General features: G+C 64.6%; 9 protein-coding genes and 2 pseudogenes. 8 read left to right on the top strand and 3 right to left on the bottom strand.

Annotation, left to right across the window (positions count from 1 at the left end; all coding sequences use genetic code 11):
- Window positions 1-250: 250 nt before the first annotated feature.
- The 6 genes and pseudogenes from VQ044_RS20870 to lpdA all read left to right on the top strand — a co-directional run bounded on the left by VQ044_RS20870 (window position 251) and on the right by lpdA (window position 8,350).
- On the top strand, window positions 251-3,235 hold the full coding sequence (locus tag VQ044_RS20870; protein ID WP_327649349.1) for a 2-oxoglutarate dehydrogenase E1 component: 2,985 nt from the start codon (window positions 251-253) through the stop codon (window positions 3,233-3,235).
- A 45-nt stretch (window positions 3,236-3,280) separates the two neighbouring features.
- On the top strand, window positions 3,281-4,567 hold the full coding sequence (odhB, locus tag VQ044_RS20865; protein WP_327651237.1) for a 2-oxoglutarate dehydrogenase complex dihydrolipoyllysine-residue succinyltransferase: 1,287 nt from the start codon (window positions 3,281-3,283) through the stop codon (window positions 4,565-4,567).
- 71 nt (window positions 4,568-4,638) lie between these two features.
- Window positions 4,639-5,354: pseudogene (locus VQ044_RS20860) on the top strand (DUF4241 domain-containing protein).
- Between the two features lie 16 nt (window positions 5,355-5,370).
- Window positions 5,371-6,129, top strand: coding sequence for an SDR family oxidoreductase (locus VQ044_RS20855; RefSeq protein WP_327649346.1), 759 nt, complete (start codon window positions 5,371-5,373; stop codon window positions 6,127-6,129).
- Window positions 6,126-6,821, top strand: coding sequence for a DUF4241 domain-containing protein (locus VQ044_RS20850; RefSeq protein WP_327649344.1), 696 nt, complete (start codon window positions 6,126-6,128; stop codon window positions 6,819-6,821). Before VQ044_RS20855 ends, VQ044_RS20850 begins: the two co-directional genes overlap by 4 nt.
- Window positions 6,822-6,940: 119 nt before the next feature.
- The gene (lpdA, locus tag VQ044_RS20845; protein WP_327649342.1) at window positions 6,941-8,350 is read left to right on the top strand and encodes a dihydrolipoyl dehydrogenase; all 1,410 of its coding nucleotides are present in this window, start codon (window positions 6,941-6,943) and stop codon (window positions 8,348-8,350) included.
- Between the two features lie 112 nt (window positions 8,351-8,462).
- Here lpdA and VQ044_RS20840 read toward each other — a convergent pair whose 3' ends face one another.
- From VQ044_RS20840 to VQ044_RS20830, 3 genes and pseudogenes are all read right to left on the bottom strand, one after another.
- The gene (locus tag VQ044_RS20840) at window positions 8,463-8,648 is read right to left on the bottom strand and encodes a hypothetical protein (protein ID WP_327649341.1); all 186 of its coding nucleotides are present in this window, start codon (window positions 8,646-8,648) and stop codon (window positions 8,463-8,465) included.
- A gap of 142 nt (window positions 8,649-8,790) precedes the next feature.
- Window positions 8,791-9,852, bottom strand: coding sequence for a TraB/GumN family protein (locus tag VQ044_RS20835; protein WP_327649339.1), 1,062 nt, complete (start codon window positions 9,850-9,852; stop codon window positions 8,791-8,793).
- Between the two features lie 92 nt (window positions 9,853-9,944).
- Window positions 9,945-10,993: pseudogene (locus VQ044_RS20830) on the bottom strand (tyrosine recombinase XerC).
- Between the two features lie 247 nt (window positions 10,994-11,240).
- Between VQ044_RS20830 and VQ044_RS20825 the strand changes: the two are divergent.
- Window positions 11,241-11,675 (top strand): OsmC family protein, encoded by a 435-nt coding sequence (locus tag VQ044_RS20825; RefSeq protein WP_327626129.1) that lies wholly within the window; start codon window positions 11,241-11,243, stop codon window positions 11,673-11,675.
- 193 nt (window positions 11,676-11,868) lie between these two features.
- Window positions 11,869-13,245 (top strand): Nramp family divalent metal transporter, encoded by a 1,377-nt coding sequence (locus tag VQ044_RS20820; protein ID WP_327649335.1) that lies wholly within the window; start codon window positions 11,869-11,871, stop codon window positions 13,243-13,245.
- Window positions 13,246-13,646 lie beyond the last annotated feature (401 nt).

Here is a 13,646-nt window from a genome sequence, read left to right as displayed (position 1 = left end):
CGGCGATGGAAGACGCCGGCATCCGCGTCTCGCCCTCCCCGGCCCAGCTCGGCAAAACCCTCGTCGAACTCCTCAAAGGCTGACGACGGGGTTCAAAAAAAGCCGGCGCGATAACCTCCCGCGCCACGGCATCGCCGAAAACGCAGTCCAAAGGGTTCAGGCATGGTACGGTCGTCACTGTGGCGGTCCGGTTCCCCGAACGATCGATCACAGGAGACGGCACCCGGACGACGGGGTCGCGACGATATAGATGGCACGCACTGAAGCGAACGAAACCTTCGCGCTTACCTCCTTCCTCTACGGCGGCAACGCCGACTATATCGAGGATCTGCACGCCCGCTACGAGGACGACCCCAGTTCGGTCGCCGACGAATGGGGTGATTTCTTCAAGGCGCTGAAGGACGACCGCTCAGCCGTCCTGAAAAGCGCCGAAGGGCCGTCCTGGGAAAAGCCGAACTGGCCGATCCCGGCGAATGGCGAACTGGTTTCGGCTCTCGACGGCGATTGGGGGCAGCTCGAGGCGAAGGTCCAGGAAAAGGTCAAGAGCAAGGCTCAGACCAGCGGCGTCGACCTGCCCGGAACGGCCGTCCACCAGGCGACGCAGGATTCGGTCCGGGCGCTGATGCTGATCCGCGCCTATCGCGCCCGCGGCCATTTGCACGCCAAGCTCGATCCGCTCGGCATCGCCAAGCCGGCCGACGACGATTACAATGAATTGTCGCCGAAGGCCTACGGTTTCACCGAGGCCGATTTCGACCGCAAAATCTATATCGACAACGTGCTTGGGCTGGAATTCGCCACCATCCGCGAGATGGTCGACATCCTCGAGCGGACCTATTGCTCGACGCTCGGCGTCGAATTCACCCACATCTCCAATCCGCAGGAAAAGGGCTGGCTGCAGGAGCGCATCGAGGGCCCGGACAAGGGCATCGCCTTCACCGCCGAGGGCAAGCGCGCGATCCTCAACAAGCTGATCGAGGCCGAGGGCTTCGAGAAATTCATCGACGTCAAATACAAGGGCACCAAGCGCTTCGGCCTCGACGGCGGCGAGGCGCTGCTGCCGGCGCTGGAACAGATCATCAAGCGTGGCGGCCAGCTCGGCTTGAAGGAAGTCGTCTTCGGCATGGCCCATCGCGGCCGTCTGAACGTGCTCAGCCAGGTGATGGGCAAGCCGCTCAGGGCGATCTTCCACGAGTTCAAGGGCGGGTCGTACAAGCCGGAGGACGTCGAGGGCTCGGGCGACGTCAAGTACCATCTCGGTGCCTCGTCCGACCGCGAGTTCGATCAGAACAACGTCCACCTCTCGCTGACCGCCAACCCGTCGCATCTGGAGATCGTCAATCCGGTCGTCATGGGCAAGGCGCGGGCCAAGCAGGACCAGATCGCCGGCCGGACCCGGACCGAGATCGTGCCGCTGGAGACGCGCGCGCAGATCCTGCCGCTGCTGATCCACGGCGACGCCGCCTTCGCCGGCCAGGGCGTTGTGGCCGAATGCTTCGGCCTGTCCGGCCTGCGCGGCCACCGGGTCGCCGGCTCGCTGCACTTCATCATCAACAACCAGATCGGTTTCACCACCAATCCGCGCTTCTCGCGCTCCTCGCCCTACCCGTCCGACGTCGCCAAGACCGTCGAGGCGCCGATCTTCCACGTCAATGGCGACGATCCGGAAGCAGTGGTCTATGCCGCCAAGGTGGCGACCGAATTCCGGATGAAATTCCACAAGCCTGTCGTCATCGACATGTTCTGCTATCGCCGCTTCGGCCACAATGAGGGTGACGAGCCGGCGTTCACCCAGCCGATCATGTACAAGACGATCCGCCAGCATCCGACGACGCTGGAGATCTACTCCAAGAGGCTCGTCGAAGGCGGGGTGGTCAGCCAGGAGGAGGTCGATGCTCGCAAGGCGGAATGGCGCAAGATCGTCGAGGAAGAGTTCGAGGCCGGTCAGAGCTACCTGCCGAACAAGGCCGACTGGCTGGACGGCGCCTGGTCCGGCCTGCGCAAGGCGGAGGAGCTCGAGGAGCCGCGCCGGGGCGTGACGGGCGTGCCGCTGAAGACGCTGAAGGACATTGGCGGCAAGCTGGCGACGGTGCCCAAGACCTTCAACGTCCACCGCACCATCCAGCGCTTCCTCGACAACCGCGCCAAGATGATCGACACCGGTGAGGGCATCGACTGGGCGACCGGCGAGGCGCTGGCCTTCGGCACGATCGTCGCCGAGGGTCATCCGGTGCGCCTGTCCGGCCAGGATTCCGAACGCGGCACCTTTTCCCAGCGCCATTCGGTGCTCTACGATCAGGAGGACGAGAGCCGCTACATCCCGCTGGCGCATGTCGCCAAGGGTCAGGCGATCTACGAGGTCATCAATTCGATGCTCTCGGAGGAAGCCGTGCTCGGCTACGAATATGGCTACTCGCTGTCGGAGCCGAACGCCTTGACGCTGTGGGAGGCGCAGTTCGGCGACTTCGCCAATGGCGCCCAGGTGGTCATCGACCAGTTCATCTCGTCCGGCGAGCGCAAATGGCTGCGCATGTCCGGGCTCGTGCTGCTTCTGCCGCACGGCTACGAGGGCCAGGGGCCGGAGCATTCCTCGGCGCGGCTCGAGCGGTTCCTGCAGATGTGCGCGGAAGACAACATGCAGGTCGCCAACGTCACCACGCCGGCGAACTACTTCCACATCCTGCGTCGGCAGCTGAAGCGCGATTTCCGCAAGCCGCTGATCCTGATGACGCCCAAATCGCTGCTGCGCCACAAGCGGGCGGTCTCCAGCCTGTCGGAGATGGCGGGCGACACGAGCTTCCATCGCCTGCTCTGGGACGATGCCGAGTTGCGCAAGGATTCGCCGATCAAGCTGGTCAAGAACGACAAGATCCGGCGCGTCGTGATGTGCACCGGCAAGGTCTATTACGACCTCCTGGAAGAGCGCGAGAAGCGCGGCATCGACGACATCTACCTGTTGCGCCTCGAACAGCTCTATCCGTTCCCGGCCAAGGCGCTGATCACCGAACTGTCGCGATTCAAGCAGGCGGAGATGGTCTGGTGTCAGGAGGAACCCAAGAACATGGGCGCCTGGTCATTCATCGACCCTTACCTCGAATGGGTTCTGGACCATATCGGTTCAAAGAAGCGACGCGTGCGCTACACCGGCCGTCAGGCGGCGGCCTCGCCGGCGACCGGCACGATGTCGACCCATCAAAAGCAGCTCGCCGCCTTCCTCGAAGACGCGCTGGGCTGAACCGAACGCCATGACCGAACCGGACCTCGAAAGACGTAGAGAACGATGAGCACCGAAATCAAAGTCCCGACGCTGGGTGAATCCGTGACCGAGGCCACGATCGGCCAGTGGTTCAAGAAGGCCGGAGACCGGGTCGAAATCGACGAGACGATCGCCGAACTGGAAACCGACAAGGTGACCGTCGAAGTGCCGGCGCCTGCCGCCGGTGTGCTGGAGGATATCGCCGTCCAGGAGGGCGAGACGGTCGAGGTCGGCGCTGTCCTCGGCTCCATTGGCGAAGGGTCTGGCTCGAGCGCCGGGACGACGGCCGCGACCGAAAAGTCGAAGAGCCAGGCCGCCAAGGCGGATGCCGCGGCAGACACCAAGGCCGATCACGGCGGCGGCGCTACCGGTGACGCGTCGAGATCTGGTGGCGATGCTGATGAAAAGGCCGCGTCGGGCGACATGCCGCCGGCCCCGTCGGCCAAGAAGATGATGGCCGAAAAGGGCGTCAGTGACGGCGACGTGGAGGGTTCCGGCAAGCGCGGTCAAATCCTCAAGGGCGACGTGCTGGAGGCGATCGCCCGCGGCGCGCCGTCGAGCCCGCAGGAAAAGCCGGTGGCTGCCCGTGCCCCGTCCTCCCAGCCCGAGGAAGCGCGGGAGGAGCGGGTGAAGATGACGCGCCTGCGCCAGACCATCGCCAAGCGCCTCAAGGACGCGCAGGAGACGGCGGCGATGCTGACCACCTTCAACGAGGTGGACATGACCGCGGTCATGGAGCTGCGCAAGAAATACAAGGAGCTGTTCGAGAAGAAGCACGGGGTGAAGCTCGGCTTCATGGGCTTCTTTACCAAGGCTGTCTGTCACGCGCTGAAGGAGATTCCGGCGGTCAACGCCGAGATCGACGGCACCGATCTGGTCTACAAGAACTACGCCCATATCGGCGTCGCCGTCGGCACGCCGAAGGGCCTCGTCGTGCCGGTGGTGCGCGATGCCGACCAGATGACCATCGCGGAGATCGAGAAGGAGATCGGCCGGCTCGGCGTTGCCGCGCGCGACGGCAAGCTCACCGTCTCCGACATGCAGGGCGGTACCTTCACCATCTCCAATGGCGGCGTCTACGGCTCCTTGATGTCGACGCCGATCCTCAATGCGCCGCAGTCCGGCATTCTCGGCATGCACAAGATCCAGGAGCGACCGGTGGCGATCGGCGGCCAGGTCGTGATCCGGCCGATGATGTATCTGGCGCTCAGCTACGATCACCGGATCGTCGACGGCAAGGAGGCGGTGACCTTCCTCGTGCGGGTCAAGGACAGCCTGGAAGACCCCGAGCGGCTGGTGCTGGATCTTTAGGAAGGAAGCTGAGGGCTCCGGCAATACCAAGGCGGCGAATCAATTGCTGATATGGGGTGCGAGCTCGGGGGATGAAGGTGACCGACGTCGCTGGAGAATTGGGCGAACCGAACGAAGCGACACGGCGCGTGTTACGTCTCACCAGCCTTTTCCCGAGCGCCCTTGCTCGTCGCCGCATCACTCGATTTGAGGTGTGCGTGCTGCAATGCCCCACCGGCCGGATTCTCGCGTGCGATCCTATTGTCGATCCTCAGACGGCGCCTTGCTTCGTCCACAACATCCGTCCGGGCCGATATCCCGCCTATGTCTATCTCTACGACCACCGCGAGTATGTGTCGCTGGGTACCGTAGTAATGGCGGAACTCAGGTTCGGCCGCCGCCGGGTAGAGACCTGGCAGCTCGCCCGGTTCGAGGACACCGGGTCCTACGCTCGTGACGGCTACAGCGTGGACTCGGCAAAGGGTGCTTCTGCGACGCTGCCCTGCGTCCATTTCTTGATCTGTCCGAGGCCAGCAACGATCAGATCGACGCAGTGCTGGAAGATCTTTTCTGTTGCTCACCCTACGGTGAGCAGTGCTTTGACGAGCAAAGCGGAATGAACGCGGCGGTATTCGACAGCGGTGATGGCGACGGTACGTACAGATCCTATTGGGGCGTGGATGCGACAGGCTCGATAACCAGGCTGGTGACGAGCTTTGGCATCATGGAGGACAGATGGCGCTCGCGTGCGCCGCAGACAAGTCCGCGACAAGAACCTGCTTTGTCGACAAGCGGGACAGGCGAGTAAATGCTGGAGGCCATGAATGACTGAACGCGTGATGATCGTAACCGGCGGGTCGCGCGGGATCGGCGCCGCCACCGCGCGGCTCGGTGCCAAGGCCGGCTATGCCGTCGTCGTCAACTATGCCTCGAACGAAGCGGCGGCGAAGGCGATCGTCGCGGAGATCGAAGCCGGCGGCGGCACCGCGATCGCGGTGAAGGGCGATGTCGGCGTCGAAGCCGACATCCTTGCCTTGTTTGCGGCGGCCGACCAGCTCGGACCGCTGGCGGCGCTGGTCAACAATGCCGGCGTGGTCGACGCCGTCGCGCCGGTCGCCGACATGAGCGCGGACCGGCTCGACCGGATGTTCCGGATTAACGTCATCGGCAGCTTTCTCTGCGCCCGCGAGGCGGCAAAGCGCATGTCGACGGCGCGCGGCGGCCAGGGCGGCGCGATCGTCAATCTGTCCTCGGCGGCCGCCAAGCTCGGCCTCGGTGGTGTCCGGGTCGACTATGCCGCCGCCAAGGGTGCGATCGATACCTTTACCGTCGGACTCGCCAAGGAACTCGCCGGCGAGGGTATCCGCGTCACCGCGGTTCGGCCCGGCATCATCGCGACCGACATTCACGCCTCGGGCGGCGAACCCGACCGGGTCGAGGAAATCGCGCCGACCCTGCCGATGCAGCGGGCCGGCACCGCCGAGGAGGTGGCCAAGGCGATCCTCTGGCTACTCTCGGACGAGGCGTCCTATTCGACCGGCACGATCATCGACGTCTCCGGTGGCCGGTCGATCCTGCCGTGACGACGCTCGGTTCGACCCCATCCTCTTCCTACTCGTGGAGGATTCTGCGCCACCCGTTTCTGACCGACCGCACGCTACGGAAATACGGCATCCGGCGATATCTGATCTGCGATCTCAATCTGCCGACCGGGCGTGTCCTCGCCTGCGATCCGGTGACGTCGGTCGGATACGTAAAGCCATTGGCGCAGACTGTTCCGCCTGGCCGGTACCCGGTGTTCGGCTATGAAGCGCTGGTCAAAGCGCCGGATCACTACAAGACGGCGCTTATCGAGTTGTGGCTGAACGATGCCCCTAACGAAAACTGGCGGCTTGCCTTGCGGGAAGGCCAAGCCGCTGAAACCGTCATCGATGACGCCAGCTACGGTGTCGACGCGGCCGCGGCTTGCTTCTGCGATGCGACGGCGCAACCGTTTCTGGTATACGCCGAGGAGAACTATGATCCCGACGGCGACGACGATGTGAACCTTCTCGAGGTTGCCTTCGGTTGTGGGCGGGGCGAAGAGCACCGTTTTCCAAACAGCGAGCTGAACATGGCGGTGTTTACGACTGGCGATGGCGACGGAACGTATCCCTGCTTCTGGAACTACGACGACGCGGGCTGCCCAAGCCGACTGGTGACGAGTTTCGGAATTCTGGAGCAGCGCTATGATTGGGGAGAGGACTATCCCGAGCCATTTCTACGCTATGACTGACAGGTGGCCATGCTCACGGTCGTCGTGGCGGGTCGGCTTTCTAGGTCGTTTCCCTGACGGCAATGACTTTCTTCGCCCAATCTGTGTCTACCGCCCAACTCATGCAACGGGAATTGCAAATGTCTGACACCTTCGACCTCGTCGTCATCGGATCGGGACCCGGCGGCTATGTTTGCGCCATCAAGGCGGCGCAGCTCGGCCTCAAGGTCGCCGTTGTCGAAAAGCGCAAGACCTATGGTGGAACCTGCCTCAATGTCGGCTGCATCCCGTCGAAGGCGCTGCTCTACGCCTCCGAGATGTTCGCCGAGGCCGGCCATTCCTTCGCCGAACTCGGCATTTCGGTCGAGCCGAAGCTCGATCTTGCGGCGATGCTCGGCCACAAGGACAAGACGGTGAAGGCCAATGTCGATGGCATCGCCTTCCTGTTCAAGAAGAACAAGATCACCGGCATCATCGGCACCGGCCGGATCAAGGCGGCCGGCGAAGTCGAGGTGACCAAGGAGGACGGTTCGACCGACACGCTCGCCACCAAGGCGATCTGCATCGCCACCGGCTCGGCCGTCGCCGGTATACCGGGCGTCGAACTCACCTTTGACAGCGACACGATCGTCTCCTCCGACGAGGCGATCGCACTGGCAAGCGTGCCCGGAACGATGGTCGTCGTCGGCGGCGGCGTGATCGGCCTCGAACTCGGCTCGGTCTGGGCGCGGCTCGGCGCCAAGGTCACCGTCGTCGAATATCTCGACAAGGTGCTCGGACCAATGGACGGCGAGGTCTCGAAGGCCTTTCAGAAGCTGCTCGCCAAGCAGGGCTTGGAATTTCGCCTCGGCGCCAAGGTCACCGGCGTCGAGAAGACCGACAAGGGCGCCAATGTCGCGTTCGAGCCGGTCAAGGGCGGCGAAGCGGAAACGCTCTCGGCGGACGTCGTGCTCGTCGCGACGGGTCGCAAGCCCTACACGGAGGGGCTCGGACTGGAGGAGGCAGGGGTCAAGCTCGACGATCGCGGCCGGGTCGAGATCGACGAGCATTTCGCCACCAATGTCGCCGGCATCTATGCCATCGGTGACGTCGTGAAGGGCGCGATGCTCGCTCACAAGGCCGAGGACGAGGGCGTCGCGCTGGCCGAGCAGCTGGCCGGGCAGGTCGGCCATGTGAACTACGACGCGATTCCCTCGGTGGTCTACACCTCGCCCGAGGTCGCCTCCGTCGGCAAGACCGAGGAGGAGCTGAAAGCGGCCGGCATCGAATACCGGGTCGGCAAGTTCCCGTTCATGGCCAATGGCCGCGCCAGGGCGATGCTCAAGACCGACGGATTCGTCAAGTTCCTCGTCGATGCCAAGACCGACCGGGCGCTGGGTTGCCATATTCTCGGCGCGGGCGCCGGCGACATGATCGCGGAAGCGGCGCTGTTGATGGAGTTCGGCGGTTCGTCGGAGGACCTCGCCCGCACCTCGCACGCGCATCCGACCCTGTCCGAGGCGATGCGCGAGGCGGCCTTCGCGGCCTTCGCCAAGCCGATTCACGTGTAACGAAACGGCGGCGCGAAAACCGCCAGATCTGATGTTCCACGTGAAACATCGACCATGAAAAAGGCCCGGCGCGTCAGCGGCCGGGCCTTTCGGTAACGCGATGAGGCTGGGTTCAGCCCTTCTTGTCGGCTTCCTTCACTACGGTGCTTGTGGCCGTGTCTGCCGACTCGGCGGTGACGATCGGCGTCATTGGCGCCTCGGCCACGGTGTCCTGATGGGACGCGCATTGTGCCATCGCACTGCCGGACGCGGCGGCGAGAAGCCCGATGCTCATGGTCACAGCGAGTAAGGATTTCATGCGCAGGCACTCCTTGGCTGTTTCGACCGTCGGAGCTTATGCCGGTCGGTCGCGTCCAACAAGCCGGCGATCGCGCGCCCGAGTGGTCCTCATACGCCGACACTGCGCCAGAGCCGTTGCGGTTACGGCAGTTCCGACTGCGTCAATCCGCCCGTGTGACGGTCCAGCCCGCCTCGCGCAGCAGGGCAACCAGACCGTCCTCGCCGGGAAGATGCAGCGCGCCGGTGGCGACGAAGGCGCCGCCTTTTTCCAGCATCGGCCGCATCCTCTCGACCATGCGATGGTTGCGCTCAGTAACGACGCGCTCTTCGAACTCGGCGTAGCCCTTGCCGGCGCCGACGAGGATGCCGCCATCCGGCACCGCGGCCTCGATCGCCGGCATGATCGTTGCGATCTTGCCCTCGCGATAAAGCGCCAGCATGGTCTCCATCACATCCGGCATACGATCCTGGAGATCGATCGTCGCCAGTAGGCTATCGACCTGAAGATCGGTCGACAGCGAAGCGAGGGCGCGGAGCTGCTCCTCGGAGGATTCCAGTCCTTCAACCGGCTTGCCGGCGGCGATGGCGCGCTCGGCGAGCCGGACGTCGAGGACCGAGGCGCCGCCCTTTTTCCGCGCCGCTTCGCAGGCCGGCAGCATCAGGCTCATGGAGGTGAACCACGGCTGCAGGGTCTGGATCGACTGGAACGGAATCCCCTTGGCTGCCAGCGCCGTTTCGAGCTTGGCCTGCTCTTGCGAATCGACCAGATCGGCGAGGGTCTGGCCCTTGGGAAGGTTGATCAGCTCCGGATGGGCGAAAAAGGCGGCGGCGGCCTTGACCGGATTGAGGACATCTGTCGTCTCGATGACTAGGCGCTCGGACGCGGTAAAGGCGTTTTCGGCCGGCGACGGCAGGGCGAGAACGCGCGGATCGGTGAGATGGATGGTGCCGAACAGATGGGACGGCGCGAGGCCGGCCCGCTCGACGCGAAACAGTTTACCGGCGCCGTTGGGGACCGCTGCCGCCTTTGCCTCGACGCCCGCGAGTTTGCCCTCTGCCCGCAGGGCGGGGCGGAGATCGCGGCCGTTGCAGGCATCCGGCTCCGCCGCGTCTGCGGTCAGGATACCGACGATCAGAAACGCCAAGACGATGCCGGGCAGCGTGAGGCAAAGCCGGAAGAGGATCGTCGCGTAACGGTCGAAGCGGTCGATAGGGCCGGTCATGGGCGGCTGATGAACTCCCTCGCAAGAACTGCGCAGTCTAGGGGGGAATTACGACCAAAGCCTGAATCTCTCAGGGTTTTCACTCCGACCGATCAGGCGCGGTGGCGCGCACGCGGGTGGGCCCCGTCATAGATCGACAGGAGCCGGGCCGAATCGACGGCCGTGTAGTTCTGCGTGGTCGACAGGCTGGCATGGCCGAGAAGGTCCTGAATCGTTCTGAGATCCCCACCGGCCGACAACAGATGGGTGGCGAAGGAGTGCCGCAGCGCATGCGGCGTCGCCGATTCGGGCAGGCCGAGGCCGCCCCTGAGCCGCGCCATGGCGCGCTGGATGATCTGCGGCTTCAAGGGGCCGCCACGGGCGCCGCGAAACAAGGCCTCGTTCGGGTGCAAGGCATAGGGGCACAGGCGACGGTATTCGGCCACCGCCTCGAGCACGGCGGGAAGCAGCGGCACGAGTCGCGTCTTGCCGCCCTTGCCGGCGATGGGCATCGACCGGGCTGTCGGCTCACTGAGCGCGTCGCCGGGCAGCGCCAGCGCTTCCGAGATACGCAATCCGCAGCCGTAGAGAAGCGTGAGCACGGCGACGTCACGTGCGGCGATCCACGGCTCGGCGGCAAAGGCGCCGGCATCCTCGGTCACGGCTTTCGCATCGGGCACGCTCAGCGGACGCGGCAGCGACCGCGGCTGTCTGGGCGCGCGCATCGCCTTGGCGCCGGCGGAGGAGGCGAGCCCCTNGCTTTCGCATCGGGCACGCTCAGCGGACGCGGCAGCGACCGCGGCTGTCTGGGCGCGCGCATCGCCTTGGCGCCGGCGGAGGAGGCGAGCCCCTTCTTCTCCAGATGCCGGATGAAGGAGCGAATCCCGGCAAGACCGCGGCCGAGAGTCTTGGCGCCGGCGCCGTCGCGGCGGCGCGCGGCGAGAAAGCCGCGCAGTTCGGCGGTCTTCAGGTCGGCGAGATCGCCGAGATCGGCGGGGCGGGCGTTGTAGCCGGTGAGGAAAACCAGGAACTGGCGCAGATCGCGCTCATAAGCGGCGAGCGTATGATGGCTGGTACGGCGCTCCTCGGCCAGCACCGTCAGCCAGGCGGCCTTTTCGGCCAGCAGGGGCTTGGTGGCATGGACAAGAACCGTCTGACTCATCGTCGCTTTCCCGCGTCACTTCTCGTGAGAAACATCCTGGTCGAAACAACACCGCCAGGCACTGGAACCGTTCCGCCAGCATCCACGATCAAGGTGAACGCTTCGTTCTCGGAACCCCATTGGCCCGATCCGGGTTTCCTTGTCGATGCCGCCCCCCGCGCCCTTGTTTGGTCGCGACCGGCCCCAGCCATTTCCTCGGCAGCCTTGCGGAGCAAGACGCCCCCCTTTTTCATCGAAGGAGATTCCCATGAAACGTCATGCCACTGCAATCTGGAAGGGCGCGCTCGGCGACGGCACCGGCGCGATCACCACTCAATCCGGCGCCCTCAGCGATCATGGCTATTCGTTCAAGGCCCGGTTCGAGGACGAGAGCGGCAAATCCGGAACCAATCCCGAGGAGCTGCTGGCAGCGGCCCATGCCGGCTGCTTCGCCATGCAGCTGTCGCATTTCCTCGCCGAGAACGGCACGCCGGCGGACGAGCTGAAGGCGACATCCGTCGTCAATGTCGAGCAGGTAGCGGCCGGCTTCGAGATCAAGCAGAGCGCCATCACCCTCGAAGCCAAGGTTCCTGGCATCGACAAGGCCAAATTCGATGAATTGGCAGAGCAGGCGAAAACCGGTTGTCCCGTATCCAAGGCACTCGGTGCGATCACGGTGACACTGGACGCCAAGCTGGTCTGAGCCAGACCCCTATTCGAGAACGATGGCCCGTGCGTAGCGCGGGCCATTCGCATTGCAGGGCCGGTTCCGCGGCCCGGCGGGTTACAGCGAACCGCAGCCACGTCCCAGCGATATGGTCGCAAATCAGGCGCGATGGCACTAGATTGGCGTTTGTCGGCTGCCATCGGAGCCGCGAACGGCTTTCGGGGCTTTGATGAACACGCAGGGTGAGGCGACCGGTGGCGCGGGTCGCGGCGACGATCGACTGTTCGACGGGTTCAAGGAACCGGTCGGGGAACCGTCCCTCGTGGAATCGCATCGTACGGTCGATGTCGCCCATGGCGCCGGGTTCCTGCGCCGCTTCGCGGCCTTTCTCGGTCCCGGCTTTCTCGTCGCGGTCGGCTACATGGATCCGGGCAACTGGGCGACCTCGATCGCCGGTGGGTCGGAGTTCGGCTACACCCTGCTGACCGCGGTGCTGTTGTCGTCGCTGATGGCGATCCTGTTGCAGGCGCTGTGCGCGCGGTTTGCCATCGCCACCGGGCGCGATCTCGCCCAGGCTTGCCGGGATGCCTTTCCCAGGCCCGTCGCCTATGGCCTGTGGGTGCTGGCGGAGCTGGCGATCATCGCGACGGATCTTGCCGAAGTCATCGGCACGGCCATCGGCCTGCAGCTGTTGTTCGGCCTGCCGCTGGTCTGGGGCGTGGTCATTACCGCGCTCGACGTCTTTTTGATCCTCTATCTGCAATCGCGGGGGTTTCGCTGGGTCGAGGCGTTCATCGTCACGATGATCCTGGTCATCGCGGCCTGCTTCGTCGGCCAGCTGATTCTCGCCGAACCGTCGATCGCCGCGATCCTGGGTGGTTTCCTGCCGACGCCGGAGATCGTGACCAACGACCGGATGCTGTATCTCGCGCTCGGGATCCTTGGCGCGACGGTGATGCCGCACAATCTTTATCTGCATACCGGCATCGTCCAGACCCGGGCCTACCGCCAGGACACGGCCGGAAAGCGCGACGCAATCCGATTCGCCACGCTGGATTCGACCGTGGCCCTCGGATTCGCGCTGCTGGTCAACGCATCGATCCTGATTCTCGCTGCGGCCGCCTTTTACGATCGCGGGGCCGGCGTAGTGGAGGATCTCACCGACGCGCACGCCCTGCTGGCACCGCTTCTGGGTGCCTCGATCGCGCCGATCCTGTTTGCCGTGGCGCTACTCGCCTCGGGTCTCGCGTCGACGGTGACCGCCACGATGGCCGGGCAGATCGTCATGCAGGGATTCTTGCGGCTGCGGCTGCCGCTGGTAGCGCGGCGGCTGATCACCCGCGGGCTGGCGATCGTTCCGGCGGCGGCGATCATCGTCATCTATGGCGAACGCGGCGCCGCGGAGTTGCTCGTCCTCAGCCAGGTGATCTTGTCGCTGCAACTGCCCTTCGCGGTGGTGCCGCTGGTGATGTTCTCCAGTGACCGGCGCAAGATGGGGGATTTCCGGGCGCCTGTTTGGGTGCTGGCGCTTGCTGTCGTGATCGCGGTGCTGATCGTGGGATTGAACGTCAAGCTGGTCGCGGATTTCCTCGCCCTCGGGGCGTGACTGGCGGTGGGCGGCCTTGCCGACGCTCTGCGATGTGACGACCGGATGACGTCAGGGAAAGCCGGTACGCAAGGGTTTGCGGCGATTTCAGGAAATTTTGCTGCGGTGCATTTTTTCGCAAATCGACTGTTGACTCCAAAAGCCGGGACCGCCTATAAGCCACTCATCGACGGTGAAGACGCCGCCGGCGAGCCCTTGGGTTTGCTCTGGTGTCAGGCAGTCGGAAACAATCAGAAGGCGGACCGTTCACGGTCGTTCTTCAGGGTCACTCGAGGCGCACAGCGTCGACCGGCCCGACGGCGAAGTTTTCGCCGTGATCTTTGACAATTTGATATTGAGAAGAAAGAGAAGCGTGGGCGGCGGTAAGTCTGCGTGGAGTTTCGTGCCGATTTCCTTTTCGG

Origin of the sequence: Aurantimonas sp. C2-5-R2 (assembly GCF_036549495.1) — a bacterium.
Taxonomy (GTDB): Bacteria; Pseudomonadota; Alphaproteobacteria; order Rhizobiales; family Rhizobiaceae; genus Aurantimonas; species Aurantimonas coralicida_A.
The sequence above is the reverse complement of the archived record's forward strand: the minus strand, read 5'-3'. Positions and strand labels throughout refer to the sequence as shown.

What these genes read in the sequence shown, in the direction of transcription:
- VQ044_RS20840 (WP_327649341.1), bottom strand. Translation starts at nt 8,648, where the DNA reads ATGAAATCCTTACTCGCTGTGACCATGAGCATCGGGCTTCTCGCCGCC.
- VQ044_RS20870 (WP_327649349.1), top strand. Translation starts at nt 251, where the DNA reads ATGGCACGCACTGAAGCGAACGAAACCTTCGCGCTTACCTCCTTCCTC.
- VQ044_RS20820 (WP_327649335.1), top strand. Translation starts at nt 11,869, where the DNA reads ATGAACACGCAGGGTGAGGCGACCGGTGGCGCGGGTCGCGGCGACGAT.
- lpdA (WP_327649342.1), top strand. Translation starts at nt 6,941, where the DNA reads ATGTCTGACACCTTCGACCTCGTCGTCATCGGATCGGGACCCGGCGGC.
- VQ044_RS20835 (WP_327649339.1), bottom strand. Translation starts at nt 9,852, where the DNA reads ATGACCGGCCCTATCGACCGCTTCGACCGTTACGCGACGATCCTCTTC.
- odhB (WP_327651237.1), top strand. Translation starts at nt 3,281, where the DNA reads ATGAGCACCGAAATCAAAGTCCCGACGCTGGGTGAATCCGTGACCGAG.
- VQ044_RS20825 (WP_327626129.1), top strand. Translation starts at nt 11,241, where the DNA reads ATGAAACGTCATGCCACTGCAATCTGGAAGGGCGCGCTCGGCGACGGC.
- VQ044_RS20855 (WP_327649346.1), top strand. Translation starts at nt 5,371, where the DNA reads ATGACTGAACGCGTGATGATCGTAACCGGCGGGTCGCGCGGGATCGGC.